Consider the following 26,461-nt stretch of genomic DNA (forward strand, 5'->3'; position numbering starts at 1 on the left):
AGAGAATAGAACTGGCAGAAGACAGCGTTAACGTGTGAACGCCAGACCTACCCAACAGAACCAAAGCCTTGCGGTTTTTAGGGTTGCCGTTTAAATACTGCCAAGACATGGCCGCGGTAGGAAACAACAAATCCAATACCACAACACAAACCCTGTGCTGCACACGTCACGCCCCTGAACTTGCGCCCGCCCAACAGACGAAATTTCAACTGGAACGGGATGACCTTGGTCCGTATCGCACACACCAGCCCACGACATATCAAAATCAGACGTATCGGACTTGACAGCCAAAATGAACGTCGAATTTTGGCAGTGCAAGCCGCGTGAAAAGCAAGCATGCGGCGCATGCCTTGAGCCGCCACGAACAGCCTATCGCCATTCAAAAGCCTTGCATATTTTATTTATTCAAATATTGATCAATTATTAAATTGATATTTAAGTTACCAGACAAACACGCAATAACCAGCACAACAATTGCGAAGCAAACCATGGACCAAAATAAAAAACTCGAAAATCCAATCGATGCCACTTTCAGCGCCAAAGCGAATGAGCAGAATTCCAAGGAGGACCGGCCAATTGGAACCAAGGACCTCGGCGATTATGGATGCGTGGCGCGGCCCAAGGGAACTGATGTTGAGCTCGATACGATGCCGGCATGTGCGAGTTGATCAACGTTAATACAACAGAGATCTTCAGCGCATCCTCCATTAAAAAACGACTGTCCATCCAGCATTGCACCGTCTATTCCATAAAAGAGCCCGGCAATACGTATCAAGAATTGATACGAACGCTCGCAAAGCGGTGGGCATGCATGCAATCTATGCAGGGCCTACGTAGCAGGGCGAATGCGGTTTAGCCTACAGTTTTTGCTGCTACAAGCCGCATACTGGCCGTCATGACCTCCGCCGTGCCAGCAGGCCGACTCCCACAGTCAATCCCACCACGATGCCTACTCCAACAAAGTCACCGAAGGCCATGGCAAGCATGCTTGTTTGCAAAATCTCAGCATCACTGTTATAAACCATCACAGCATGTAGGCGCGTGGTTACTGCCCCTACCGAAGTGAAAACCAAAGTTAACACCAGCAAGCGTGGATAGGTTAGCTCAGCAAGATCGGCACTGACACCCCACTTAAATAGCAGCATCTTGATCGCCATATAAGGCAGGATTAACCAAGCAACTATGTGGGTGATGTTATCAAACACCGATGAATGATTCCAGACTTCAATCGCCAACACATAAGCAGCCAGCGCGACTCCTACAAGACCCCACACGCCACCCAACAGTATTGCAAGCAGCTTGACACCAGCTGGCAAAAATACCAAAGAAACACCCTGTGTATATTCGAGTTCGGTACTGATCACGTTCTGCAGCTTAAATGCAGACCAGTAAGCAATAAAAAATAGGGCGGATATTAATACTTTCTCTGTTAAGTAGCGCGACCACTCATTTCCCATTTTAGACATCCCACATTTTAAAAATTATTCTTGAAATCATAAAATTATGAGCCCCACCTCTTTAGCGTACTTAAGATTTTTAAATCTGATTGAGAACATCAAGGACTCCTTACCTGAGCTTGAAGGATCTGAACAGCGACTGCTGAACTTGGTGGCACTAGCATGGCACAGCCGAGAAACATTGACGGTGACGCAGGCTATGAATAATTGCAAAGACCTTTCAGCCGCCACTGTTCACCGGCGCATTCAAACCCTTGCCTCAAAGGGCATGCTCTCGATAAGAAATGCCGAAGGCGATCAAAGAATTAAGTATATTGAACCTACCGTCAAAGCAATTGCGTATATGGAACGGCTCAGCAAGCTTATTAAACAAGCCGGTGCTCAGCCCGCTTCTGCAAAGGCTGGCTACAATGAATAGAGCCCTGTTACCGCGGATTCTACTGACTAAAAAATTTTTTGACAGAATTATGCATAATTTTTCAGAAAAATGAAAATGTCAGTTTAATGTAACCTTTGGCGTACTGTGCGCTGCAGTTGGCGAACCCTTTGCCTGCATGCGGGTGCGTCCCTCAAACAACGTCAGCTTGCCTTGGGTTTCACGCAGGCTGTCGTGCGGCACAGTGTTGATGTTGATCGGATCGATGCGACTCATGTAACCCTTGAAATCCCCACAAGACTGTTGATTTTCGTGGGCCCTAGGGAGACTCAACAAAAGCGCCTGGCGCTAGACGACAAATGCAATGAGGCCTTGCTAAAATTGTTGCTCGGGTGGAACACATCGTCGATCCCGACAAGGTGTTCTTCTCAAGAGCAGATAGAGGAGCTTTTGAGACAGGCGATCGGGGTGTAGCTCAGCCAGGTAGAGCGCTACGTTCGGGACGTAGAGGCCGGAGGTTCGAACCCTCTCTCCCCGACCACCATCTTCACACCCTATGCAATGCAGTTACCATTGCGCCTGCCCAGAGCGTGTGGGCATGGCACCTTCTCAAAACCCACACAACGCCTAAAGCAGTGGTTTCCGCGATTCCAACACAATTCGCTTGAATAAACACGTGCAAGTCGTTGATATACGTTAGATTACGGCTTTATGGCGTCTGTTGATACGGTTATCCAAGAGAGTTCCACCATGGCATTGCCTGGCTTGGGACGAGCACTCGTGGCTGCTGGCAAGCTAGGGCAAAGAGCGGCTGAAGAGCTGTACAAAAAAGCGCAGAGCAGCCGCACGAGCTTCATTGCAGAGCTGACAGGTTCTGGTGCAGTTTCCGCTGCGGACATGGCGCACACCATGTCAACTGCCTACGCGGCTCCACTGCTGGACTTGGATGCCATAGATGTCACCCGCTTGCCCAAAGGCCTGCTCGACAGCAAAATTTGTGCAGATTACCGAATTGTTGTGCTCAGCAAGCGCAGCAACCGCTTGATGGTCGCCACGGCAGACCCTGCTGATCAGCAGGCTGCAGAAAAAATCAAATTTGCCACACAGATGGGTGTGGACTGGGTCATTGCTGAATATGACAAGCTGAGCAAGCTGGTCAGCAGCCAGGCCACAAGCGCCAACGAAGCGATGGACAACATCGTCGGCGGCGACTTCGAGTTTGACGACATTGCCACGGAAGCGGTGGTCACAGACACCGCAGAGAAAGCCACCGAAGTGGACGACGCTCCTGTGGTGAAGTTTTTGCACAAGATGTTGATCGACGCGTTCAACATGCGCGCATCGGACTTGCATTTTGAACCCTACGAACACAACTACCGTGTGCGCTTCCGAGTTGATGGTGAGCTGCGTGAAATCGCGGCCCCGCCGATTGCTATCAAAGACAAGTTGGCGTCGCGTATCAAGGTGATTTCCCGCATGGACATCTCCGAGAAGCGGGTGCCACAAGACGGGCGGATGAAACTCAAGATAGGCCCAGACCGGGTGATCGATTTTCGGGTCAGCACGCTGCCCACGCTGTTTGGCGAAAAGATCGTCATCCGCATCCTGGATCCAAGCAGTGCCAAAGTGGGTATTGATGCACTGGGCTACGAGCCGGAAGAAAAAGAGCGCCTAATGAAAGCGATCGTGCGCCCCTATGGCATGGTGCTCGTGACCGGGCCAACCGGCTCAGGAAAGACGGTGTCGCTCTATACCTGCCTGAACATTCTGAACCAGCCAGGTATCAACATCTCCACGGCCGAAGACCCTTCAGAAATCAACTTGCCCGGTGTGAATCAGGTCAACGTGAATGAGAAGGCGGGCCTGACTTTTGCCGCCGCGCTCAAAGCGTTCCTGCGTCAGGATCCCGATGTCATCATGGTCGGTGAGATTCGCGATTTGGAAACGGCCGACATTTCGATCAAGGCCGCGCAAACGGGACACATGGTGCTGTCCACCCTGCACACCAACGACGCACCCACCACGCTCACCCGTATGATGAATATGGGAATTCCCACGTTCAACATCGCGTCCAGTGTGATCCTAATCACGGCCCAGCGCCTGGCCCGGCGCCTGTGCCCGAACTGCAAGGTGCCACTCGATGTGCCTCGCAAGGCGTTAATGGATGCTGGCTACAAAAGCGAAGATCTTGACGGTACCTGGACACCTTACAAACCTGTGGGCTGTTCCGCTTGCAACAATGGCTACAAGGGCCGTGTTGGCATCTATCAGGTGATGCCAATCTCGGAGGAGATTCAACGAATCATCCTGCGCGGAGGCAGTGCGCTTGATATTGCTAAACAGGCCGGCGCGGAAGGCGTTCGCACGCTGCGAGAATCGGGCCTGCTCAAGGTCCAACAGGGCATGACGTCGCTCGAAGAAGTACTCAGCGTGACCAACGAGTGACCTGGCACTAGACACCCGAACCCGAGGAACCCATGGCAACCGCTGCATCCAAAAGTATCAAAGACTTTGTTTTCGAATGGGAAGGCAAAGACCGCAACGGAAAAGCTGTTCGCGGTGAGACACGCGCAGTGGGCGAAAACCAGGTGCTGGCTGCCTTGCGCCGCCAAGGTATTGTGCCGGGCAAGGTGAAAAAGCGGCGCATGACCTCGGGCAAGCGCATCAGGCCCAAAGACATTGCCATCTTCACCCGCCAGCTGGCCACGATGATGAAAGCGGGCGTACCGCTGTTGCAGGCTTTTGACATCGTAGGCCGGGGCAACCCCAATCCCAGTGTGACCAAGCTGTTGAATGACATTCGGACCGACGTCGAAACGGGCACCTCACTGAGTGCTGCGTTTCGAAAAAACCCCCTCTATTTCGACAGCCTGTACTGCAATTTGGTGGAAGCGGGTGAGGCGGCCGGTATTCTCGAAGAATTGCTCGACCGCCTGGCTGTGTACATGGAGAAAACCGAAGCTATCAAGTCCAAGATCAAGTCGGCCTTGATGTACCCCATTTCGGTGGTCATCGTCGCCTTCGTGGTCGTGGCGGTGATCATGATTTTCGTGATCCCCTCGTTCAAAGAGGTGTTCAGTTCATTCGGCGCGGACCTGCCCGGACCCACGCTTTTCGTCATCGCCATCAGCGAGTTCTTCACCGAATTCTGGTGGTTAATCTTTGGCGGTTTGGGTGGCGGCATTTACTTTTTCATGCAAGCCTGGAAACGCAATGAAAAGGTGCAACGGGTAATGGACCGCTTCATGCTAAAAATGCCAATTTTTGGTACTTTGGTGGAGAAATCAGTTATCGCTCGCTGGACGAGGACGCTATCGACCATGTTCGCGGCGGGCGTACCGCTGGTAGAGGCACTCGATTCGGTGGGAGGCGCTTCGGGCAACTCGGTCTATGCATCAGCCACAGAGAAAATTCAGCAGGAAGTTTCGACCGGCACCAGCCTGACCAACGCGATGACCAACGCCAACATCTTTCCATCCATGGTGCTGCAGATGTGTGCGATTGGCGAAGAGTCGGGCTCCATTGACCACATGCTGGGCAAAGCCGCCGACTTTTATGAGGCTGAGGTGGACGATATGGTCGCAGGTCTCTCGAGCCTGATGGAGCCCATCATCATCGTCCTGCTGGGTACCATCATTGGCGGTATCGTGGTGTCGATGTACCTTCCGATTTTCAAGTTGGGTCAGGTGGTTTGATGCTGGGCTTCAGTGCGGTAGACACAGCGATGCTGGGTCTTTTCGGTCTAATGGTTGGCAGTTTTTTAAATGTGGTGATACACCGCCTGCCCAAGATGATGGAGTTGCGTTGGGCAGCCGAATGCGCCGAACTGCAGTGCGGCGACACCCAGACCAGCGAAGCCACTGCAGAACACGTCACCTTCAACCTCATGGTGCCCCGCTCCCGATGTCCGCATTGCGGCCATCAAATTCGTTGGTTTGAAAACATCCCTGTCGTCAGCTACCTGGCCTTGCGTGGCCAGTGTGGCCACTGCGCGGCACCCATAGGTGCGCGTTACCCTGCTGTTGAGCTGATCTGTGGCGCGCTGTTTGCTTGGTGCGGCTGGAATTGGGGCTTGACCTGGGAAGCCCTGGCTTGGTGCGGTTTTTCTGCGTCTGTGCTGGCGCTGGCCTGTATTGACTGGGACACCACACTGCTTCCCGACGACATCACGCTGCCGCTGCTCTGGGCAGGGTTGTGCGCTGCCGGACTGGGCCTGATCAACACCAACCTACCGCACGCATTGTGGGGTGCGGTCGCCGGCTACCTGTCCTTGTGGCTGGTCTATTGGGTGTTCAAGCTGATCACGGGCAAAGAAGGCATGGGCTACGGCGACTTCAAGCTCTTTGCCGCTTTTGGCGCTTGGTTTGGCTGGCAAGCACTGATTCCTGTGATCCTCATGGCGTCGGTCATTGGCGCTGTGGTGGGCATGGTCATCAAAGTCTGGGGACAGTTGCGCGAAGGCGGCTATGTGCCCTTCGGCCCGTTTCTCGCCATAGCGGGACTGACAGCAATGGTTTTTGGCCCGTCTGCCATGCTGGCATTCATCGGTCTGTGAGCGGGGTGATGCACACCCGTCCCGCGCTGAGGCTTGGGCTTACAGGCGGCATAGGGAGTGGCAAAAGCACCGTAGCTTCGCTGCTGGCCCAACGAGGTGCGTTCGTCATCGACGCAGACGCCATATCCCGTGCTTGCACCCTCAGTGGCGGCAGCGCGATGCCATCTATTGCTAGCACCTTTGGCCAAGATTTTGTCGGTTCCGATGGTGAGCTGGACCGGCAGCGCATGCGCGAGCATGTGTTTGCCCATCCTGAAGCGCGGCACACGCTGGAAGCTATCATCCACCCGCTGGTGGGCGCAGAAATTCGTCGCTTGGCAGCTACGTCAAACGCGCGTTGCCTGGTCTTTGATATCCCGTTGCTCGTCGAGTCACCCCACTGGCGCCACCAGGTAGACCGCGTGGTGGTCGTGGACTGCTCGCACACCACGCAAGTGCGCCGGGTCGGCCAGCGCAATGGGTGGGATGCACAGACCATTGCGGCGGTCATAGGCAGCCAGAGCCCACGCGCGTTGCGCCTGACTGCCGCTGACGTGGTGCTCTTCAACGACACAGACAAGATCGAACACGTGCAGGAGCTGGTGAGCGGGTTGGCCCAATGGTTCGGGCTATGATGAAAGCCCTGTTTGCCCTGGCCTCCTGGGCCCGTCTCCACGAAGCTACGCCGCTGTGATCCTGTACGAATATCCTTTCAACGAACGTATCCGCACGTACTTGCGGCTGGAACAGCTCTTTCTGCGCTTGTCTGAGTTGGTACCACGCAGCCATTCGCTCGACCACCACTACGCGATCCAGACCATTTTCGAAATCATGGACGTGGCTTCTCGTGCCGACATGAAATCGGATGTGCTCAAGGATATTGACCGGCAAAAGCTTCAACTCAACAGCTACCGAGGCAACCCGGCCATTTCAGAGCAGGTGCTTGACGGGGTCATTGCGCAGCTGGACGACTGCTTCACCCAGCTGAGCCAGTTGAACGGAAAGACCGGTCAGTCGCTGACAGAAAACGACTGGCTCATGAGCATTCGCAGCCGCATTGGCATTCCGGGTGGCACGTGTGAATTCGACCTACCCGCCTACTTTCACTGGCAGCACCACTGCGTCGAACAGCGCCATGCCGATTTGCAGGGCTGGGTGGCCCCGTTGGCGCCGCTCGCGGCATCCATCGGCCTGCTGATGAAAATGTTGCGCGACTCAGGATCGGCACAAAAAGTGGTAGCACCCAACGGGCAGTTTCAACAGAACCTGCCACAGGGCCGGACGTTTCAGTTGTTGCGCCTGCGCATGGACCCTTCCGCTGGCCTCATACCCGAGATCAGCGGCAACCGGTTGATGCTGTCCGTGCGTCTGATGCGCCAGGGCGATGACGAGCGCCTGCATCCGGCACAAGAAGACGCTGCATTCGAACTCACGCTTTGCGCCTAAGGCCACACATGCTGGATCAAGACACAGACATCCCCGTCAAAATCGTTAGCTGCCCGGCCTGTGCCGGCCCGAGCGTTTACGCAGCCAGCAACCCTTACAGACCGTTCTGCAGCCAGCGCTGCAAAAACATGGACTTTGGCGCCTGGGCCAGCGAAACATTCAAACTGCCGGCAACGCTGACCGATCACGACACGGCGTTTGAACATAGCTGAGCTGAACTGACCTGACCTGAGCTGAGCTGCCAGCAGGGCAGCATGGGCTTCAAACCGCTTGCTCGGCGGCTAGCCAGTCCAGCACAGGCAAGGTACCAGGCAACACAGGCGCACAACGCACGGGCAACCGTTCCCAGCTGAAGGTCTGGCCTTCGTGCATCTGCAGCGTTCCGGTCCATTCATACACCTTGCAGAAGTGCAATCGCACCAGGGCGTGAGGATAGTCCACCAGCTTCTCTTTCCACGCCTGCACCGGACCGATGTGCACGCCAATTTCCTCTTGCAACTCGCGCCGCAAAGCCATCTCCACCGACTCACCCGCCTCCAGCTTGCCACCGGGGAACTCCCAATAACCGGCATACACCTTGCCTTCGGGCCGGGATGTCAGCAAAAAATCACCGTTCGGTGCGATCAACAGGCCCACGGCTACGTCCACAATCGGGCGTGCGGGCCCCTCGCTGCGACGGAGATCACCGTCAACCACCAAGACGGGATCGCTCACAGCGAGTCCTTGCAAGACAACGCTTCAGCCTCGGACCGCATGGGTGCCCGCGTAATCACGGGAAAACTGATAGGCCACGCGACCACTGCGTGAACCGCGTTCAAGAGCCCATACCAATGCAGCGGGGCGCGCCGACTCAATAGCCTGGGCAGACACGCCGAAAGATGCAAGCCATTGCGCCACGATGGTCAGGTACTCGTCTTGGCTGAAGGGATAGAAGCTCACCCAAAGGCCAAAGCGCTCCGACAGAGAAATTTTTTCTTCCACCACCTCACCTGGGTGCACTTCACCATCTGTCGTATGGGTGTAGCTGAGGTTTTCCTTCATGTATTCCGGCAGCAGGTGGCGCCGGTTGCTGGTGGCGTAAATCAGCACGTTTTGCCCAGCGGCAGACACCGACCCGTCTAGGATCGACTTCAAAGCCTTGTAACCGGGCTCGCCGTCTTCAAAACTCAGGTCGTCACAGAACACCACAAAACGTTCGGGGCGGTCGGACACCACATCGACAATATCGGGCAGATCCACCAAGTCGGCTTTGTCCACCTCGATCAGGCGCAGCCCTTCTGGCGCGTACTCGTTCAGGCAGGCTTTAACCAGGGACGACTTGCCGGTGCCACGGGCGCCTGTCAGCAGCACATTGTTGGCGGGCAGACCCTGCACAAACTGCAGCGTGTTGCGCTGGATCTTCTCTTTTTGTCCATCAATTTCCTTCAAGTCGGCCAACTGCATGTACGCGACCTGGCGCACAGGCTCCAGCACGCCGTGGCCACTGCTGCGTTTGCGGTAGCGAAAAGCCACCGAGGCCGACCAGTCGGGAGCGCCCAGGGGCTGGGGCAACACCGACTCAATGCGCGCCATCAGCTGCTCGGCACGCTCCAGCAGGCGTTCGAAGTTCGCGTTCATGAACGGTAATCGGCGTTGATGGTGACGTAGTCGTGGCTGAAATCGCAAGTCCATACCGTTTCGGTCACATCGCCGCGGCCCAGGCCGATGCGCACCAGAATCTCGGCGTCCTTCATGACACGCTGGCCGTCTTCCTCACGGTAGTCGGGATGCCGGCCCCCGGCAGTCACCACATGCACGTCGCCCAGGTGCAACTCAATTTTTGTGGCATCTAGATCCGCAATGCCCGCATAGCCCACGGCTGCCAGGATGCGGCCCAGGTTCGGGTCGCTGGCAAAGAATGCGGTTTTTACCAAAGGCGAGTGCGCCACCGCGTAGGCTGCCTGAAGGCATTCGGCCGCCGTCTGGCCTCCCTCAACCCGGATAGTGATGAATTTGGTGGCGCCCTCACCGTCGCGCACGATGGCGTGCGCCAGGTGTTGCGCGAGTGGCGTCAATGCGGCCAGCAAGGCCTGACCGTCAGGGCTGCTGAGATCGGTGATGAGAGCGTGCCCAGCTCGGCACGTGGCGACCACCACAAACGAGTCGTTGGTGGACGTATCGCCATCCACCGTGACGCGGTTGAAGGATATATCTGCCAGGCGACGGGCCACTGTGCTCATCAGCTCAGAAGCCACGTTGGCGTCGGTCGCCAGAAAACCCAGCATGGTGGCCATGTTGGGGCGGATCATGCCGGCGCCCTTGGCAATGCCAGTGGCGCTCACCGTGGAACCACCCAGTAAGAACTGGCGGCTAGCGGCCTTGGGCAGCGTGTCGGTGGTCATCACGCCTTCGGCGGCAGAGAGCCATTGCGCACCGGAAGCCACAGGCGACTGAGCGGCCTGCTCTAGCGCCTGCGGCAATCCCGCCAGCAACCGATCCAAAGGCAAGGGCTCCATGATCACACCGGTGGAGAACGGCAGCACCTGCTCGTGACTCAAGCCGAGTGCGCGCGCCACGGCGGTGCAAGTCTGGCGTGCAGCGGCCAAACCCGGCTCGCCGGTTCCTGCATTGGCGTTGCCAGTGTTGATGACCATAGCGCGAATATCCGCACCTGAGGCCAGGTGCTCACGGCACACCTGCACCGGTGCCGCAGCGTAGCGGTTCTGAGTAAACACGGCGCCCACCGCACTGCCTTCGTCCAGCAGAAAAACCGTCAGGTCTTTGCGATTGGCCTTGCGAATACCCGCCTGCGCCACACCAATGCGCACACCAGGAATGGCCAGCAAGTCAGCCGCCAGCGGGGTATTGAGTTGAACAGGCATGAGAACTCCGTAAAAAATACGTGGATGGCGGTATGGCGACCCGGAGGGGTTGACCGCCGAATATCAGTCCAGCTTGCCGTGGCAATGTTTGTATTTTTTGCCGCTGCCGCAAGGGCAAGCGTCGTTGCGCCCCACACGGGGAATGGCATCTGCACCGGAGGCAGCACCTATCCCACCAGCGCTGTTGATGACTTCAACCTCACCAGTTTCGGTGGGTGCGGTGTAGGTCACGTTGGCAATCTGCTCGGCCCGCTCTTCCAGCTGCTCCGCCGCCTGAGCAATTTGCTCTGCGGATTGAACGCGAACGTTCATCAAAATCCGCGACACATCGTTTTTCACGCTGTCAAGCAATTGCCCGAACAACACGAAGGCTTCGCGCTTGTATTCCTGCTTGGGCTGCTTCTGAGCGTAGCCGCGCAAGTGGATGCCTTGGCGCAAATAGTCCAGCGCCGATAGATGCTCACGCCACTGGCTGTCAATAGTCTGCAACAGCACCACACGCTCGAACTGGGTGAAGTTCTCTTCACCGACCACCTGAACCTTGCCGTTAAAGACATCCTTGGCAGCAACCAGAACACGCTCCACGATGTCGTCCACATCAATCGCCTCAGCGTCCGACACCCAGCTGGACACCGGCACTTCCACAGCCCACTCTTCGCGCAAATTGCGCTCCAGACCCGGCAGGTCCCACTGCTCTTCCACGCTGCCTGCGGGCACATATTGGTGCACGACGTCGGTGAAGCAGCCATCGCGCAGGGAGTCGATCTGCCCGCGCAGGTTGCTGGCGTCCAGAATGTCGTTGCGCTGCTGGTAGATCACTTTGCGCTGGTCATTGGACACATCGTCATATTCCAGCAGCTGCTTGCGAATGTCGAAGTTGCGTGCCTCAACTTTGCGCTGAGCGCTCTCAATGCTGCGGGTCACAATGCCGGCTTCGATGGCCTCGCCCTCGGGCATCTTCAAGCGGTCCATGATGGCGCGCACACGGTCACCCGCAAAAATGCGCATGAGCGAGTCGTCCAGGCTCAAATAGAAACGCGACGAACCCGGATCGCCCTGGCGACCCGATCGGCCGCGCAACTGGTTGTCAATGCGGCGCGACTCGTGGCGCTCGGTCGCAATGATGCGCAAACCGCCCAGCGCTCGCACCTTCTCATGGTCCAGCTTCCACTGCTCGCGCACCGCCTCGATGCGTGCCGCCTTGGTGGCATCGTCAAGCGAAGCATCGGCCTGCACCGCTTCGACCATTTTTTCTAGGTTGCCGCCCAACACAATGTCGGTCCCGCGACCCGCCATGTTGGTGGCGATGGTGATGGCGCCCGGACGTCCGGCCTGGATGATGATGTCGGCCTCGCGAGCATGCTGTTTCGCGTTCAACACCTCGTGGGGGAGGTTTTCGGTCTGCAGCAGCGTGGCGATGATTTCAGAGTTTTCAATCGACGAGGTACCTACCAGCACCGGCTGGCCGCGCTCATGGCATTCGCGAATGTCTTCGATCGCCGCGACGTATTTCTCTTTCGTCGTTTTGTACACCCGATCCAGCTGATCGGTGCGCGAGCTGGGGCGGTTCGGCGGAATCACCACCGTTTCCAGACCATAAATTTCCTGGAATTCGTAGGCTTCGGTGTCGGCCGTGCCGGTCATGCCGGAGAGCTTGCCGTACAGGCGGAAGTAATTCTGGAAGGTAATGGACGCCAGCGTCTGGTTTTCCGGCTGAATGGTCACACCCTCTTTGGCCTCCACGGCCTGGTGCAGGCCATCGCTCCAGCGGCGACCCGACATAAGGCGGCCTGTGAATTCGTCCACGATGACAATTTCACCGTTCTGGCTCACGTAGTGCTGGTCGCGGTGGTATAGGTGGTGCGCCTTGAGCGACGTCACCAAGTGGTGCAGCAAAGCGATGTTGGACGGGTCGTACAGCGAGGCACCTTCAGGCAACAAGCCGGCTTGGCTGAGCAAACGCTCCGCGTTTTCGTGGCCTTGCTCGGTCATGTGGATCGAATGCGCCTTCTCGTCCATGGTGAAGTCGCCTGGCTTGATGACGCCTTCACCCGTGCGCGGATCGGCTTCACCCTCTTGCCGCACCAGCTGCGGAATCAGCTGGTTGATGGCCAGGTACAGCGGGGTCTGGTCTTCGGCCTGACCACTGATGATCAACGGTGTACGTGCCTCGTCGATCAGGATCGAGTCCACCTCGTCAACGATGGCGTAATTCAGAGCCCGCTGCACACGGTCAGCGGCTTCGTAGACCATGTTGTCACGCAGGTAGTCGAAACCGTACTCGTTGTTGGTCCCGTAGGTGATGTCGGCACGGTAGGCGGCCTGCTTCTCCTCGCGCGGTGCCTGCGGCAAGTTGATGCCCACCGTCAAACCCAGAAAGTTGTACAGCCGTCCCATCCACTGCGCATCTCGGCTCGCCAGGTAGTCGTTCACCGTCACCACGTGCACACCCTTGCCGGTCAGGGCATTCAGGTATACAGGCAGTGTGGCGGTCAGTGTCTTGCCCTCACCTGTGCGCATTTCGGCCACCTTGCCATGGTGCAACGCCAAGCCACCAACCATCTGCACATCGAAATGGCGCATCTTCATGACGCGCTTGCTGGCCTCGCGCACCACCGCAAATGCCTCGGGCAACACCGACTCCAATGACTCACCGTCGGCCACGCGGCGTTTGAAGATCTCGGTCTGAGCCTTCAACTCCTCATCGCTGAGCTTTTCAAACTGCGCTTCCAGACCATTGATGCGCTCCACGGTTTTGCGGTAGGTCTTGAGCAAGCGGTCGTTGCGGCTACCGAAAATTTTGGTAAGGAAGTTTGTGGCCATACGTACAGGCCTGCACCGGCTACCGGAGGGTCACCGTTCAGGCAAAAAGGAATCGGAAGGTTCTTACGAACGCGGGTGGCAAAAGACACCAACGGCTTGCCGTCAGTTTTTGCCGAACGCTCATTTTTCAAGAGCAACACAGCATTTTACCTGCCGCCTCAGGGCACTTTCAGGGCTTGCTGGATCGGCCCTGTTGCAGTTGTGCGGTGGCCATCGATTCACCAGCAGCGAGGAAGCGCTGGGGGTCTTGTGGCACACCCGACACCCACACCTCAAAATGCAGGTGAGGGCCTGTTGAACGCCCCGTCGAACCCACATCTGCGATCTTCTGACCGCGTTTCACGATGTCACCCTTCTTCACATACACCTGGGAGGCGTGGGCATAGCGGGTGATCAGCTCATTGCCATGATCGACTTCGATCATGTTGCCATAGGCCGGGTGGTATTCCTGCACCACGACCACACCGCCCGCCGCAGCCAAGATGGGCGTGCCCGTGTCGGCCGGAAAGTCCAAGCCTGTGTGCAAAGCAGATCGTCCAGTGATGGGATCCACGCGAAAGCCAAAGGGCGACCCTACACGCACGCCTGCAACAGGTTGCTCCGTAGGAACCATGGTGCGTTGAATCTTCTGGTCAAACAGACGAGACTCCACCACGGTCAACCAATCGACACGCGACCCACTCGAACGATCAAGCTGCTCCATCGCAGCCATCAACTCGGGTACCGAAAGCTCCCGACCGGCCACCAAGGCCCCCCCTGCACCGGGAACCGCCTTGAAATCGGCTGGACTCAGACCCGCCAACCCGGCCACCCGCTCGCCCAAAGACTCCATTTGCATCATCCGGGCCTGCATCTCACCCAACTTTTTAGCCATGGCATCCAGGTTTTCACGCATAAAGACCTCTTGGGTCTCTACCTCGCTCTGGTGCACCATGCGACCCACCGATGCGAAACCCGGCCACCCTTGCCGCACCCCTTCAAGAAATACGCCGTGGTATGCCACCACGGAGCCCAGCATCAACAACACCGACGCGAGTAACCCGGCGCCGATCAATTTGTAGCCACTGAGGTGCAGGGCCCTACTTTTCGCCAACCAGGCGTCCGTGATAATGATGTGCAAAATTCAACCTTTTTGAACAGTCTCGGCGTCGAGCCGAAGCACCCCAAACGCATGCGAACAGCCCCACAACGACACACCATGCTCAGCCTGGAGCAGGCGGTCGGCGAGGCTCCAAGCCTGGCCGCGCTCCAGGAACGGATTCAAGCATCACAGCACTGCCTGCAGCTCGTGCGACCCTTGGTTCCAGCGGCCTTGCGCCAGCACATCAGAGCCGGCCCCATTCAAGACAACGAATGGTGCATATTGGTAGGCAGCGCAGCGGCCTCGACCAAGCTGCGCCAGCTGCTACCGGCAATGCTTCAGGTTTTGAACCAAAATGGTGCCCAGGTCAACGCCATTCGGATCAAAGTTCACATGGCGCCCAGCTGAAGGACACTCCGCTGGGCTCACATCACCTCAGAAAATAGGTGGTGCCGCTTGTCTGACTCGAACAGACGACCTATCGCTTACAAGGCGATTGCTCTACCAACTGAGCTAAAGCGGCGTACGGAACATATTTTACTTGACGCGGGTGAGCTGAGGCCGACCGCCGCCGCGCGCAGGTCCATCGGGTGGGAACGGTGACGGGTCGGAACCATCGTCGGCACCCTCATTCATCGGCACAGCGCGCAGTGCACCGCGAACAGATGGCTCGACTTCGGCATCTGCCACACTCGCGCGATCCGATGCAGGCACAACCCCATGGGGCGCTTCACCAGGGCCAGCCGCCAAGGCTACGGGTGGTGCAGGAAAGGCCATGCCTTGCCCGTTTTCTCGGGCGTAAATCGCAATCACGTGGCTCACGGGCACGATGATTTCGCGTGCCACGCCACCAAAACGGGCCTTGAACTCGATGAAATCGTTGCCCAGACGCAAGGCGCTGGTGGCGTCGACACCCACATTCAGAACAATCTCACCGTTCTTGACGAACTCCATGGGCACCTTCACCGATGCATCCACCTGCACAGCGATATAAGGAGAAAAACCATTGTCCACACACCATTCGTGCAGAGCGCGAATGAGATAAGGGCGTGTGGATGGGGTCTCTGACTCAAAAGGATTCATGGGGGACTGTCCGTAGGCAAGAACTGGTGCCAGACCCAAAGGGGTCTGACCAACCGTTATTTGCGCATGACCTTTTCGGAAGGCGTCAGCGCTTCGATGTAAGCAGGGCGCGAGAAGATGCGTTCGGCGTACTTCAGCAGCGGCGCAGCATTCTTGCTGAGTTCGATGCCATAGAAATCCAGGCGCCACAACAGCGGAGCAATAGCCACGTCCAGCATGGAAAAATTGTCACCGAGCATGAACTTGTTTTTCAGGAACACGGGTGCCAATTGCGTCAGACGGTCACGGATGTGCGCGCGCGCTTTCTCCAAAGCCTTTTCATTGCCTTTGGTGCTGCGCGATTCCAGCATGGACACGTGTGTGAACAGCTCTTTTTCGAAGTTCAGCAAAAACAGACGCACGCGCGCACGGTCCACCGGGTCGCCGGGCATCAACTGGGGATGCGGAAAGCGCTCATCAATATACTCGTTGATGATGTTCGACTCGTACAGGATCAGATCGCGCTCGACCAGAATGGGGACCTGGCCGTAGGGATTCATCACACTGATGTCTTCGGGCTTGTTGTACAAGTCCACGTCGCGAATCTCGAAATCCATGCCTTTTTCAAACAGGACAAAACGGCAGCGGTGGGAGTAAGGACAGGTGGTGCCCGAATACAAGACCATCATGAGGGAGTCTCCTTAAAACAAAAACAGTGGGTTGCATAAACACCGTGCGGTGCTGCAAACCACTGTGGAACGGAAGGTCCGCCGCCCGAGGGCGTGGGACCCAACGCGGATCAGATTATTTGATGTCTTTCCAGAACGCAGCGTTCAGGCGCCAGGCAATGACGGTGAACACCGACAAGAACAGCAATACCCACACGCCGATGCGCACACGGTTGTTTTGCTCCGGCTCAGCCATCCATTGCATGTAGGCCACCAAATCGCCCACATTTTGGTCGTATACGGAAGTACTCATGGTGCCAGCCTTCACAGGCTCCCAACCTTTGTGTACTTCAACCTCGTGACCATGGCTGGTAACTTTGTCGAAGGTGGGCTTTCGCTCACCCTGCAGCTCCCACAGCGGGTTGGGCATGCCGATGTTGGGGAACACCAGGTTGTTCCAGCCCGTGGGCTTGGTGTCATCGCGGTAGTAAGTGCGCAGCAACGTATAGATGTAGTCAGGTCCAGAACCTTGCTTGCTGGCGCGGGAACGCGCCACCAGGGTCAGGTCGGGGGGATTCACGCCAAACCACTTTTTGGCCATCGCCGGATCCATGTTCGACTTCATCGTGTCACCGATTTTGTCGGTGGTGAAGGTCATATTTTCTGCGATCTGCTTGTCGTTCAGACCGATATCGCGCAGGCGGTTGTACCGCATGAACGAGGCCGAATGGCAGCTGAGGCAGTAGTTGACAAACAGCTTGGCTCCGTTTTGCAGCGCTGCCATGTCATTGGTCCGCTGCGGGGCTTTGTCCAACGGGAAGCCCGCGCCTGCAGCCAGCGCAGCACCCGACAAACCCAAGGCCATCATGAAGCCCAGAAGAATTTTTTTCATTTGCTTGACTCTCCGGAATCGCTGGTTGGGGCTCAGTGAGGCGTAAACGTGACGCGGGTCGGGACGGGCTTGAATTCACCAATCCGGCTCCACCAAGGCATCAGCAGGAAGAAGCCAAAGTAGAACAAGGTGCCCACCTGGGAGACACGCTCACCAATAGGCGATGGCGGCAGCACACCCAGATAGCCCAAGATCAGGAAATTGATCACAAACACGGTGTACAGCCACTTGTTCCAGCTGGGACGGTAGCGAATGGACTTGACCGGACTGTTGTCCAGCCATGGCAGGGCAAACAGGATAACCACTGCGCCACCCATGGCGACCACACCCCAGAATTTGGCGTCGATAGCCAGCATCAGGGCCACTACCACCACAGCGCCACCCACGACAGCGGCCTTCATGGCGCTGCCGATCTTGGCCTTGGTCACACCCAGTATCGCACCGAGCAACACGCAGGCAATCAGGGCGTACATCATCTCGTTGGTGATGGCACGCAGCATGGAATAGAACGGCGTGAAGTACCAAACGGGCGCAATATGCAACGGCGTCACCAGTGGGTCGGCCGGGATAAAGTTGTTGTACTCAAGGAAGTAGCCACCCAATTCAGGCGCGAAGAACACGATGGCAGAGAACGCCATCAGAAACACGGACACGCCTAGAACATCGTGCACGCTGTAGTACGGGTGAAACGGGATGCCGTCCAGCGGATGACCATTGGCGTCCTTGGGCGCACCAGGACCCTTGATTTCAACGCCGTCAGGGTTGTTGGAGCCCACTTCATGCAGGGCAATGATGTGCGCCACGACCAGACCCAGCAGCACCAGCGGCACAGCAATGACGTGGAAGCTGAAGAAACGGTTCAAGGTGGCATCGCCCACCACGAAATCACCACGGATGAGCAACGCCAGGTCAGGGCCCACAAACGGAATTGCAGAGAACAGGTTGACGATCACCTGGGCGCCCCAGTAGGACATCTGACCCCAAGGCAACAAATATCCCATAAATGCTTCAGCCATCAGCACCAGGAAGATGGCACACCCAAACACCCACACCAGCTCGCGCGGTTTGCGGTAGGAACCGTAGATCAAGCCACGGAACATGTGCATGTACACCACCACAAAGAAGGCCGAGGCGCCCGTGGAGTGCATGTAGCGAATGAGCCAGCCCCAAGGCACGTCGCGCATGATGTATTCGACCGACGCGAAGGCCACCGGAACGCCTGCGGCATTGAGGTTGGCATCGGGCTTGTAATGCATGACCAGAAAAATGCCGGTCACGATCTGAATCACCAGCACCAACAGCGCAAGCGACCCGAAGAAGTACCAGAAGTTGAAGTTCTTCGGTGCGTAGTACTCAGCCAGGTGCTCGTTGTAGAGCTTGGACAACGGAAACCGGTTGTCGACCCAATTGAGTGCTTTTTGGCCCAAGGGGGCGTCGGGGGAAATTTCTTTGAATTCAGCCATTATTTGCCTCTGAGGTCAGGTGTCTGCTTGCACTGCGAAGTACGGCAGCTCAGGCTTTCTTCTCTTCGCCGACCAACAGGGTCGTCTCGGACAGGTAGTAGTGCGGTGGCACTTCGAGGTTGTCAGGCGCCGGCTTGTTCTTGAACACACGCCCGGCCACGTCGAACGTGGAACCATGGCAAGCACACAGGAAACCACCCTGCCAGTCGTCGGGCAGCGAAGGCTGCGGACCGGGGGAGAGCTTGTCGCTGGGAGAGCATCCGAGGTGGGTACAGATGCCCACGGCCACCAGCACATCGGGCTTGATGGAACGGTGGCGGTTTTTCGCGTATTCGGGAGTGGGGTAAGCCTTGCGATCCGAATTGGGATCGGCGAGCTGGTCTTCCTGCTTTTCAAGTGCCGCCAACTGCTCAGGCGTGCGGCGCATGATCCACACGGGCTTGCCACGCCACTCAACCACACGCTTCTCGCCGGGTGCGAGCGTGGAAATGTCGACTTCGATGGCTGCGCCAGCTGCCTTGGCCCGCTCGGACGGCTGAAAACTGCTAACGAAGGGGACAGCGACAGCGGCTGCACCTACGCCACCCATGGCGCAGGATGTGATCAGCCAAGTTCGGCGGCTGCTATCCACAGTCGCATCGACGGTTGCTTCACTCATGGGGATCTTTCAAACTGGTTCGAGAGGACACTAGGGACAACCCGGGATTGTACTGGACCCAACGGCCCGCACTGTGGCTTGCCGGGGTACGGGACTGGGCTATTGTCACGATGCAAAAGCACAACAGCTGCCCGGCCTGTCAGCAGCTTGTAATGCGTTGGTTTGCGGTGGCAAAATTAGCGCCAGGTTTGAACACTGGCTGAGTATCCAAACGTGTTTTGCGTGCCAACAGTGCCGACCCATCTCAATAACTTATCGGAAGGAAGATGCCATGAGCATGATGCAGGAATTTAGGGAGTTTGCCATCAAGGGCAATGTGATCGACTTGGCTGTGGGTGTGATCATTGGCGGCGCATTCGGCAAGATCGTGGGCTCCCTGGTGGACGACGTGATCATGCCCGTGGTGGGCTCGATCTTCGGTAGCCTCGATTTTTCCAATCTCTATCTGGCGCTGGGCACCGTACCCGAGGGCACAGCTCCTACGCTAGCAGCTATGAAGGCAGCCGGCGTTCCAACCTTGGCCTACGGCAATTTTGTGAGTGTGGCGATCAACTTCCTGATTCTGGCGTTCATCATTTTCATGATGGTCAAGCAGATCAACCGCATGAAACGCGCTGAAGCGCCCTCAACGGCGGCACCGCCTGCGACGCCTGAAGACGTGATACTGCTGCGCGAAATTCGCGACAGCCTTCGCAAATAAACCCGCGCAACCCAATCAAAGCGGCTGTCGCCACCCAGGCGCAGCGGCTTTTTTTACGGGGCCGCAGTGGTCTCCAGTGCGGCATCCAGCGCTGCCAGCAAACTGGCTGCACTGGCTCTCCCGGTGCCAGCGAGGTCGAAGGCGGTACCGTGGTCCGGGCTGGTGCGGACAAAGGGCAAGCCCAGCGTGGTGTTGACCCCATGCTCAAGGCCCAGCAGCTTCACAGGAATCAAGCCCTGGTCGTGGTACATCGCGACCACCACATCAAACGCCCCCTGGCGAGCGCGCATGAAAACCGTATCGGGCGCATACGGGCCGCTGCAATCCATGCCTTCAGCCCTGGCCTGCGCTACCGCTGGGGCAATGGCATCTATCTCTTCACGCCCAAACAATCCGCCCTCACCCGCATGCGGGTTGAGACCCGCCACCGCTACGCGAGGCTGCTCCAGACCGCAAAGACGAAAGTGGGCTTGTGTGATACGCAGGGTTTGCAAGACCTGCTCTGGCGTAACCGCGTCGAGCGCTTGGCGCAACGACACATGGATGCTCACCAAAACCGTGCGCAGACCCGGACAGCTGAGCATCATGCGTACGGGCAAGGCCGAGACGGCGATACCCAGGTGCTCAGCTGCGAGCGCTTGCAAGAGCTCGGTATGCCCTGGAAAAGCCACACCCGCAGCAGCCAGCGCCTCTTTGTGGATGGGTGCAGTCACCACAGCACGCGCCTGCCCCGACAAAGCAGCCCCTGCAGCAAACCGGATGCAGTCGGCAGCGGCTTGGCCCGCGTCGGCGCTGACCTGCCCCAAAGGTACGGGTTGATGCAGTGAACACGCTTGAACAACGGCCATACAGCCGGGCGGAACCTGGCTGAAATTTTCGAGACCATTCAATTCAGCCAACATGGGAGGTGGCAGGGACTGCGCAGATGCACCCACCACGCACTGGATGGCACGTCGCAAGGTCGACACGTCCCCCGCCACCACCACCTGCCGCATCAGGCCGGGTCGCTCATGAAACGCCTGAGCGATGATTTCAGGGCCAATTCCAGCAGGATCGCCCATGCTTATCACCACGGGCTTATTCAACGGGGTCTTATCCACAGCGGGCTTCATGAGGTAGGCCTCAGGCGGGGTTGTCGATGTCAATGAACTGGTGAAAAAGGCCAAGCGCCTGCGCCACATGGGCACCCACTGCCTGCACGCCATAGCGCTCTGAAGCATGGTGCCCGCAGGCAATGTAGGCCACACCGCACTCGCGCGCGTAATGCGCCTGAGGCTCCGAAATTTCACCGGTGATGAACGCGTCGGCACCGGCGGTAATAGCGGCTTCAAAGTAAGACTGTGCACCACCCGTGCACAGCGCCACGCGCTCGATGGGTCGGTCGGGTTCGACCACCAAGGTCACGGCACGCCCCAGTGACTGCGCCACATGGGCCGCAAGTTCGGCCGCAGACGCTGACTTCCGCCGCCCCATCAGCCCCAACGATTGGGCGCCGAAACGGCCCGCCGGTCCATCAAACGCAACCACACCAAGGCGCAGCGCCAGCTGGGCGTTGTTGCCGAATATGGGGTGAGCATCCAGCGGCAGGTGGTAGGCCAGCAGGTTGATGTCGTGGGCAAGCAAGCGCGCCAGCCGCTGCTTCATCCAGCCGGTGACGCATCCATCCTGACCCCGCCAAAAAAGGCCATGGTGAACGAGGATGGCATCGGCTCCTTCAGCGATCGCTGCGTCGATCAGGGCCCGACTGGCCGTGACGCCGGTGACCAACTTGTGGATGTGCTGGCGCCCTTCCACCTGCAACCCATTCGGGCCATAGTCAGTGAAAAGGGCTGGCTGCAGCAAACCGTTCAACGTTTCCAGCAACGTGGTGCGTGAAACCGGGTGACTGGGTGTCTTCATGGAAAGGCCTGTCTTGAAAAAAGTGGTGCAGGACTGGTCTAGTTACAAACCAACCCACTTGTTCATTTTGACAGCCTGCGCAGACCAGACCGCGTGCATCAACACAGCCTGTATCGCTCGCGGCACGAACCCACCTTGAAAAGGATCAGCGCTGCGCCCGTTCCGACTCCAGCATCTTGCGTGTAAAAAACCGGTAAAACCAAATCGCCATGCCGATCATGAAAATAATGCCAGAAATACTGAACAGGCCGTAATCGGTCGAAAAGAGATCCGCGATGGCTTTCATTTTTTACTCCATTCCTCTAACAAAGGTTTCATTGCACCGCGTCCACTGCCCGCGCGCCTTGACATGGGTCAAGCCGCTTGAACTCAGAGCCTCGGCAACCATATGCAGGACAATCCCATGAGCGGCGCCGGCCTGCCCACAACACATTTGTCTCAAAAACACCCATGAAACGACTCTGGCTTGTCTTCGCCCAATCCGTCACCGTGCTGCTGGCTGCCTTTTTTATCGTGGCCACACTCAAGCCGCAATGGCTGGACCGCCGTCCTCATCTGACCACCGTGGTGCCGGTGCTGGAATCGGCTGCACCCGCCCACTCGGCCGGCAACACCAGCGGTTTCAGTGGTGCAGCCCGTGTCGCCTCGCCGGCGGTGGTGAGCATCAACACGAGCAAGTCCGCCGTGAACAACATGCACAGCGGTGACCCATGGTTCCGGTTCTTCTTTGGTGACCAGCCTCAGGCTCAGCCGCAAACGGGCCTGGGCTCGGGCGTCATCGTGAGCCCTGCGGGTTACATCCTCACCAACAACCATGTCATCGAAGAAGCCGACGAGATTGAAGTGATGCTGAACGACGGCCGCAAAAGCATTGCCCAGGTGATCGGTACCGACCCGGAAACAGACCTTGCCATTCTCAAAATCGAGTTGACGGAGCTGCCTGTGATCACGCTGGGCAACTCGGACGCTCTGTCCATTGGCGACCAGGTGCTGGCCATTGGCAACCCCTTTGGCGTAGGGCAAACCGTCACAGGCGGCATCGTCAGTGCGCTGGGTCGCACCCAGCTGGGCATCAACACCTTTGAAAACTTTATCCAGACCGATGCGGCCATCAACCCCGGCAACTCAGGCGGGGCGCTGGTAGACGTGAATGGTCACCTGATGGGCATCAACACCGCCATTTACTCCCGGTCGGGCGGCTCCATGGGTATTGGTTTTGCCATTCCCACCTCTACCGCGCGCAGCGTCATGGAAGCGATCGTGCGCGACGGCCAGGTAACCCGCGGTTGGATCGGTGTGGAGCCACAAGAGCTCAGCCCAGAACTCGCCGAGAGCTTTGGCATCCCAACCGGCGGGGGTGTGATCATCACCGGCGTGCTGCAAAACGGCCCCGCAGCCCTGGCCGGCGTGCGCCCGGGCGATGTCATCACACGCGTGGCAGGGCGTGAAGTCGGCACAGTGGCCCAGCTGCTGTCCGCGGTGGCGGCACTGCCGCCCGGTTCACCGGCCGCCATGGATGTGGTGCGGCGCGACGGCAAAACGCAAGTAACAGTCACCCCTGGTCGCCGAACAGCGCCATCACAGCCGCTGAATCGCTAAGCACTAAAAGCGCTGCACGACTCCAGCGTGCAGCTTACTTGGCGCTGTCCTCGGCGGCTGCATCTGATGGCCGCGCAGACTGTTTGATGAACCACTGGGAACCGAAAATACCCAGTTCGTACAACAAACACATGGGTATTGCCAACGCCAACTGAGAGATCACGTCGGGCGGCGTGACCACGGCCGCAATGACAAACGCCACCACAATGAAGTAGCCGCGAAAATCGCGCAGCTGCTTCACCGTGACCATGTTCATCTTCACCAGCAGCACCACCACAATCGGCACCTGAAAGGCCAGGCCGAAGGCGAGGTACAGCGACAAGATGGCTTCTACATAAGAGGCAATGTCTGGCGTGGCGGCCACACTGTCGGGTGTGAACTGCTGAATGAAGCCAAACATTTTGTCGAGCACAAAAAACTGCACAAAAGCGATGCCAACGTAAGCCAGCAAACTGCCCAGCAAAATCAGTGGAATCGCAAAACGTTTTTCGTGGCTGTACAAACCCGGCGCCACAAAGGCCCAGACCTGGTACATCCACCAAGGCAAGGACAGCAAGAGCGCCGCCATGGCCAGCACCTTGATGGGCACAAAAAACGGTGAAAAAACACCCACGGCGATGAGCTTGGCGTCTGGCGGCATGTGCGCACGGATGGGCACAGCAATCAGATCGATCAACCCGCTCGGACCCGGCCAAAACGCCAGCAAAGCCATACAAATGGCCAGCCCGACAACGCCGTACAGGAGGCGGTCGCGCAGCTCCATCAGGTGCTGGACAAACGGCTGCTCGGAACCGGCGAGCTCGTCGGTGGAATCTTTGGGGTCGGACATCAGCGGGGCGCAGAAGAAGAACGGGGCCGAAAGCGCGCCACACGGGCGGCTCCAGACTGGGTACGGGTACGCACACCGGTGCGAGCCTTGTACCACTGGGGCATGGCCTTTTGCTTGATGCGCCAGTTCTTTTTGGGGTGTTTGTAATGGGGGTGCAGGTCCGAGCCGATGCTGTGGTGCGCGTCCGGCCCATAAGAAGATGACGATCCGTCCAAACCGGCGGTGGCCTCAGACCAGGATTTTTCGAAGTCGCTGGCACCGCTTTGCATGGACGATTCCACATCGCGGGCAGCGCTCTCCACCGAGTCCTTCATCTTCTTGAGCTCTTCGAGCTCCATCGAACGGCTGACCTCCGCTTTCACGTCCGAGACGTAACGCTGAGCCTTACCCAGCAACGCACCCACGGTGCGGGCCACGCGCGGCAGTTTCTCTGGCCCGATGACGATCAACGCCACCGCCCCAATGAGAGCAATCTTTGAAATGCCCAGATCAATCATGTATCAGCCATCCTGCGGGCAATGCGGAGCCTTGAAGCAAGGCCCTGAACCTGGCTCGACCACGCACACAAGCGCGGTCAACCGGGTGAAGATCGACGTGGGGAAGTCAGCTTTTTTGCTTGGCTTCGACGTCGATCGCGTTTTTGTCGGTGCGGGTGTCTTGCGTCACCTGGCCAGCGGGGGCCGACTCGGCGTCAGCCGCGCTTTGACCGCCGTCTTTCATGCCGTCCTTGAAGCCTTTGACAGCACCGCCCAAGTCAGAGCCCATGTTTTTCAGCTTCTTGGTGCCAAAGACCATGACCACGATCAAGAGCACGATCAACCAGTGCCAGATTGAAAAGGAACCCATCGTATTCTCCAAATATAAAAGTAACGCGTTGAACGCTTCGGGTGGGATTCTAAGCCGGCACAAGAGTTCAGTACGGGCTCGGCCAAAAAACCGGACCTTGGTGCCAAACGTACTTTCGGGCGTTCAGCCCCGCAGCCAGGGGCGCGGGCCGCCCATCACGTGGATGTGCAGGTGGTGCACCTCCTGCCCGCCCTCGGTACCGGTGTTGCAAACCATGCGGAAACCGCCGTCCGGGTAAGGGTTGCAGCCTTGCTCCATGGCCAGTTTGGGGGCCAAGAGCATCATGCGCCCCACCAGCTGTTCGTGCTGGGCTGTCAGATGCGCCATAGAAGGAATGTGCAGCTTGGGCACCATGAGAAAGTGCACCGGTGCCCAGGGATGGATGTCGTGAAAGGCGAAGATGTCTTCGTCTTCAAAGACTTTTTTGGACGGGATCTGGCCGGCGATGATTTTGCAAAAAATGCAGTTGGGATCGTGTGCGCTCATGGATATGTCAGTCAATGGACTGGCTTGCGTTCATGCGCACCATGCCCTTGACGATGCGGTAGAGAAACCAAATAGAAATTAGAGCCCAGGCAATCATGCCGGGCAACACCAGGAGAAACCAGAGCGGAATGGTGACGACGTACAGCACCCCAGCCCAGATCACGGTACGGATGCGCCACGAAAAATGGCTGGCCTGCCAGGTACCTTCCGCGTCTGATTTTTTCACCAGGTCAATCACCAGCGCCACGATGAGCAAGCCAGCGCCCACTTGCGCGCCGGGCACCACAGCGGCAACCGCCACGATCAGGTGCAGGATGTAGCTCACCCAGCCCACGCTTTTCAGCGACTGGGCTTTTTCACTGTCGGTGGCTTTGACGTCAATGAAGTCGCTCATGAATGGCCTGCCGAAGACAAGGTATCGGATTCGCGCGCCAGGACTTTCCTCATCGCCTTTTCTTCCAGGCCACTCAAACCCTCGCGGCGCACCAGTTCGTTCACCACGTCGGCCGGTGTTTTGCCATAGTGGGCCAGCGCAATCATGCTGTGAAACCAGAGGTCGGCAATTTCGTTGACGAGTTTCTGGCTATCACCGCCGTGGTCGCAGTCTTTGGCCGCCATGACGGCCTCGGTCGCCTCTTCGCCAATTTTCTTGAGGAAGGCGTCAGGGCCTTTGTGGAGCAATCGGGCGACGTAGCTTTTTTCGGGATCGCCGCCATTGGCCGGCTTGCGGCTTTCGATCACGGCCGCCAGGCGCGCCAGGTCATCGGTGTTGGACATAAGG

32 protein-coding genes and 2 tRNA genes are annotated in these 26,461 nt (G+C 57.8%); 12 read left to right on the forward strand and 22 right to left on the reverse strand.

The window, feature by feature from the left end:
* The first annotated feature begins 488 nt into the window (after positions 1-488).
* On the forward strand, positions 489-668 hold the full coding sequence (locus ACTG4K_RS03550; protein ID WP_439112817.1) for a hypothetical protein: 180 nt from the start codon (positions 489-491) through the stop codon (positions 666-668).
* A gap of 225 nt (positions 669-893) precedes the next feature.
* On the opposite strand, the gene ACTG4K_RS03555 is transcribed toward ACTG4K_RS03550, so the two are convergent.
* The gene (locus ACTG4K_RS03555) at positions 894-1,466 is read right to left on the reverse strand and encodes a hypothetical protein (protein ID WP_439112818.1); all 573 of its coding nucleotides are present in this window, start codon (positions 1,464-1,466) and stop codon (positions 894-896) included.
* A gap of 37 nt (positions 1,467-1,503) precedes the next feature.
* Between ACTG4K_RS03555 and ACTG4K_RS03560 the strand changes: the two genes are divergently transcribed.
* Positions 1,504-1,875 (forward strand): hypothetical protein, encoded by a 372-nt coding sequence (locus ACTG4K_RS03560; RefSeq protein WP_439112819.1) that lies wholly within the window; start codon positions 1,504-1,506, stop codon positions 1,873-1,875.
* Between the two features lie 78 nt (positions 1,876-1,953).
* Here ACTG4K_RS03560 and ACTG4K_RS03565 read toward each other — a convergent pair whose 3' ends face one another.
* On the reverse strand, positions 1,954-2,109 hold the full coding sequence (locus ACTG4K_RS03565) for a hypothetical protein (protein ID WP_439112820.1): 156 nt from the start codon (positions 2,107-2,109) through the stop codon (positions 1,954-1,956).
* Positions 2,110-2,297: 188 nt separating this feature from the next.
* On the opposite strand from ACTG4K_RS03565, the gene ACTG4K_RS03570 reads away from it, so the two are divergent.
* The 7 genes from ACTG4K_RS03570 to ACTG4K_RS03600 all read left to right on the forward strand — a co-directional run bounded on the left by ACTG4K_RS03570 (position 2,298) and on the right by ACTG4K_RS03600 (position 8,025).
* A tRNA-Pro gene (locus ACTG4K_RS03570) sits at positions 2,298-2,374 on the forward strand.
* Positions 2,375-2,544: 170 nt separating this feature from the next.
* Positions 2,545-4,278: a type IV-A pilus assembly ATPase PilB gene (gene pilB / locus ACTG4K_RS03575; protein WP_439112821.1), complete on the forward strand. Its 1,734-nt coding sequence runs from the start codon at positions 2,545-2,547 to the stop codon at positions 4,276-4,278.
* 32 nt (positions 4,279-4,310) lie between these two features.
* Positions 4,311-5,528, forward strand: coding sequence for a type II secretion system F family protein (locus ACTG4K_RS03580; RefSeq protein WP_439112822.1), 1,218 nt, complete (start codon positions 4,311-4,313; stop codon positions 5,526-5,528).
* Complete coding sequence (locus tag ACTG4K_RS03585; RefSeq protein ID WP_439112823.1) at positions 5,528-6,388, forward strand: prepilin peptidase; 861 nt, start codon at positions 5,528-5,530, stop codon at positions 6,386-6,388. The genes ACTG4K_RS03580 and ACTG4K_RS03585 overlap by 1 nt, the downstream gene beginning before the upstream one ends.
* Before the next feature lie 8 nt (positions 6,389-6,396).
* A complete protein-coding gene (gene coaE, locus ACTG4K_RS03590; protein ID WP_439112824.1) occupies positions 6,397-7,002 on the forward strand; it encodes a dephospho-CoA kinase in 606 nt (201 codons plus the stop codon).
* A 55-nt stretch (positions 7,003-7,057) separates the two neighbouring features.
* A complete protein-coding gene (zapD, locus tag ACTG4K_RS03595) occupies positions 7,058-7,813 on the forward strand; it encodes a cell division protein ZapD (protein ID WP_439112825.1) in 756 nt (251 codons plus the stop codon).
* A gap of 8 nt (positions 7,814-7,821) precedes the next feature.
* Complete coding sequence (locus tag ACTG4K_RS03600; RefSeq protein WP_439112826.1) at positions 7,822-8,025, forward strand: DNA gyrase inhibitor YacG; 204 nt, start codon at positions 7,822-7,824, stop codon at positions 8,023-8,025.
* 49 nt (positions 8,026-8,074) lie between these two features.
* Here ACTG4K_RS03600 and ACTG4K_RS03605 read toward each other — a convergent pair whose 3' ends face one another.
* The 5 genes from ACTG4K_RS03605 to ACTG4K_RS03625 all read right to left on the reverse strand — a co-directional run bounded on the left by ACTG4K_RS03605 (position 8,075) and on the right by ACTG4K_RS03625 (position 14,617).
* Positions 8,075-8,527, reverse strand: a complete 453-nt coding sequence (locus ACTG4K_RS03605) for an NUDIX domain-containing protein (protein WP_439112827.1) — start codon at positions 8,525-8,527, stop codon at positions 8,075-8,077.
* A gap of 24 nt (positions 8,528-8,551) precedes the next feature.
* Positions 8,552-9,430 (reverse strand): ATP-binding protein, encoded by an 879-nt coding sequence (locus ACTG4K_RS03610; protein WP_439112828.1) that lies wholly within the window; start codon positions 9,428-9,430, stop codon positions 8,552-8,554.
* Complete coding sequence (argJ, locus tag ACTG4K_RS03615) at positions 9,427-10,674, reverse strand: bifunctional glutamate N-acetyltransferase/amino-acid acetyltransferase ArgJ (RefSeq protein WP_439112829.1); 1,248 nt, start codon at positions 10,672-10,674, stop codon at positions 9,427-9,429. Before argJ ends, ACTG4K_RS03610 begins: the two co-directional genes overlap by 4 nt.
* A 63-nt stretch (positions 10,675-10,737) precedes the next feature.
* On the reverse strand, positions 10,738-13,497 hold the full coding sequence (gene secA, locus ACTG4K_RS03620) for a preprotein translocase subunit SecA (RefSeq protein ID WP_439112830.1): 2,760 nt from the start codon (positions 13,495-13,497) through the stop codon (positions 10,738-10,740).
* Positions 13,498-13,666: 169 nt separating this feature from the next.
* Entirely contained in the window at positions 13,667-14,617 is a 951-nt protein-coding gene (locus tag ACTG4K_RS03625) for a M23 family metallopeptidase (protein ID WP_439112831.1), read from the reverse strand.
* Here ACTG4K_RS03625 and ACTG4K_RS03630 point away from each other — a divergent pair.
* Positions 14,612-14,986, forward strand: a complete 375-nt coding sequence (locus tag ACTG4K_RS03630; RefSeq protein WP_439112832.1) for a DciA family protein — start codon at positions 14,612-14,614, stop codon at positions 14,984-14,986. The two genes, ACTG4K_RS03625 and ACTG4K_RS03630, sit on opposite strands and share 6 nt — an antisense overlap.
* Before the next feature lie 39 nt (positions 14,987-15,025).
* Here the strand turns inward: ACTG4K_RS03630 and ACTG4K_RS03635 are convergent.
* From ACTG4K_RS03635 to petA, 6 genes are all read right to left on the reverse strand, one after another.
* Positions 15,026-15,101: transfer RNA gene (locus tag ACTG4K_RS03635), tRNA-Thr, on the reverse strand.
* A 14-nt stretch (positions 15,102-15,115) separates the two neighbouring features.
* Entirely contained in the window at positions 15,116-15,661 is a 546-nt protein-coding gene (locus ACTG4K_RS03640; RefSeq protein ID WP_439112833.1) for a ClpXP protease specificity-enhancing factor, read from the reverse strand.
* 56 nt (positions 15,662-15,717) lie between these two features.
* On the reverse strand, positions 15,718-16,329 hold the full coding sequence (locus ACTG4K_RS03645; protein ID WP_159607845.1) for a glutathione S-transferase N-terminal domain-containing protein: 612 nt from the start codon (positions 16,327-16,329) through the stop codon (positions 15,718-15,720).
* Between the two features lie 115 nt (positions 16,330-16,444).
* Positions 16,445-17,200 carry a cytochrome c1 gene (locus ACTG4K_RS03650; RefSeq protein ID WP_439112834.1) on the reverse strand — a complete coding sequence of 252 codons (756 nt, stop codon included), beginning with the start codon at positions 17,198-17,200 and terminating at the stop codon, positions 16,445-16,447.
* A 32-nt stretch (positions 17,201-17,232) separates the two neighbouring features.
* Positions 17,233-18,666: a cytochrome b gene (locus ACTG4K_RS03655; protein ID WP_439113134.1), complete on the reverse strand. Its 1,434-nt coding sequence runs from the start codon at positions 18,664-18,666 to the stop codon at positions 17,233-17,235.
* A gap of 46 nt (positions 18,667-18,712) precedes the next feature.
* Entirely contained in the window at positions 18,713-19,321 is a 609-nt protein-coding gene (gene petA, locus ACTG4K_RS03660) for a ubiquinol-cytochrome c reductase iron-sulfur subunit (protein ID WP_439112835.1), read from the reverse strand.
* A gap of 271 nt (positions 19,322-19,592) precedes the next feature.
* On the opposite strand from petA, the gene mscL reads away from it, so the two are divergent.
* Positions 19,593-20,021, forward strand: coding sequence for a large conductance mechanosensitive channel protein MscL (mscL, locus tag ACTG4K_RS03665; protein ID WP_439112836.1), 429 nt, complete (start codon positions 19,593-19,595; stop codon positions 20,019-20,021).
* Positions 20,022-20,074: 53 nt separating this feature from the next.
* Here mscL and pdxA read toward each other — a convergent pair whose 3' ends face one another.
* The 3 genes from pdxA to ACTG4K_RS03680 all read right to left on the reverse strand — a co-directional run bounded on the left by pdxA (position 20,075) and on the right by ACTG4K_RS03680 (position 22,206).
* Entirely contained in the window at positions 20,075-21,082 is a 1,008-nt protein-coding gene (gene pdxA / locus ACTG4K_RS03670) for a 4-hydroxythreonine-4-phosphate dehydrogenase PdxA (protein WP_439112837.1), read from the reverse strand.
* A 61-nt stretch (positions 21,083-21,143) separates the two neighbouring features.
* Positions 21,144-21,920, reverse strand: coding sequence for a Nif3-like dinuclear metal center hexameric protein (locus tag ACTG4K_RS03675; protein ID WP_439112838.1), 777 nt, complete (start codon positions 21,918-21,920; stop codon positions 21,144-21,146).
* Positions 21,921-22,065: 145 nt separating this feature from the next.
* Positions 22,066-22,206: a DUF3149 domain-containing protein gene (locus tag ACTG4K_RS03680; protein ID WP_439112839.1), complete on the reverse strand. Its 141-nt coding sequence runs from the start codon at positions 22,204-22,206 to the stop codon at positions 22,066-22,068.
* 164 nt (positions 22,207-22,370) lie between these two features.
* On the opposite strand from ACTG4K_RS03680, the gene ACTG4K_RS03685 reads away from it, so the two are divergent.
* Positions 22,371-23,519, forward strand: coding sequence for a trypsin-like peptidase domain-containing protein (locus ACTG4K_RS03685; RefSeq protein WP_439112840.1), 1,149 nt, complete (start codon positions 22,371-22,373; stop codon positions 23,517-23,519).
* A 34-nt stretch (positions 23,520-23,553) separates the two neighbouring features.
* Here the strand turns inward: ACTG4K_RS03685 and tatC are convergent, their stop codons facing one another.
* From tatC to ACTG4K_RS03715, 6 genes are all read right to left on the reverse strand, one after another.
* Positions 23,554-24,348 (reverse strand): twin-arginine translocase subunit TatC, encoded by a 795-nt coding sequence (tatC, locus tag ACTG4K_RS03690; protein WP_439112841.1) that lies wholly within the window; start codon positions 24,346-24,348, stop codon positions 23,554-23,556.
* The gene (tatB, locus tag ACTG4K_RS03695; RefSeq protein ID WP_439112842.1) at positions 24,348-24,845 is read right to left on the reverse strand and encodes a Sec-independent protein translocase protein TatB; all 498 of its coding nucleotides are present in this window, start codon (positions 24,843-24,845) and stop codon (positions 24,348-24,350) included. Before tatB ends, tatC begins: the two co-directional genes overlap by 1 nt.
* Before the next feature lie 106 nt (positions 24,846-24,951).
* Positions 24,952-25,194, reverse strand: coding sequence for a Sec-independent protein translocase subunit TatA (gene tatA, locus ACTG4K_RS03700; protein ID WP_439112843.1), 243 nt, complete (start codon positions 25,192-25,194; stop codon positions 24,952-24,954).
* Between the two features lie 123 nt (positions 25,195-25,317).
* Positions 25,318-25,680: a histidine triad nucleotide-binding protein gene (locus ACTG4K_RS03705; protein WP_439112844.1), complete on the reverse strand. Its 363-nt coding sequence runs from the start codon at positions 25,678-25,680 to the stop codon at positions 25,318-25,320.
* A gap of 7 nt (positions 25,681-25,687) precedes the next feature.
* Positions 25,688-26,074 (reverse strand): DUF4870 family protein, encoded by a 387-nt coding sequence (locus ACTG4K_RS03710; RefSeq protein WP_439112845.1) that lies wholly within the window; start codon positions 26,072-26,074, stop codon positions 25,688-25,690.
* Entirely contained in the window at positions 26,071-26,457 is a 387-nt protein-coding gene (locus ACTG4K_RS03715; RefSeq protein ID WP_439112846.1) for a phosphoribosyl-ATP diphosphatase, read from the reverse strand. Before ACTG4K_RS03715 ends, ACTG4K_RS03710 begins: the two co-directional genes overlap by 4 nt.
* Positions 26,458-26,461: the final 4 nt, after the last annotated feature.

Origin of the sequence: Hydrogenophaga sp. (assembly GCF_965657535.1) — a bacterium.
Lineage (GTDB): Bacteria > Pseudomonadota > Gammaproteobacteria > Burkholderiales > Burkholderiaceae_C > Hydrogenophaga.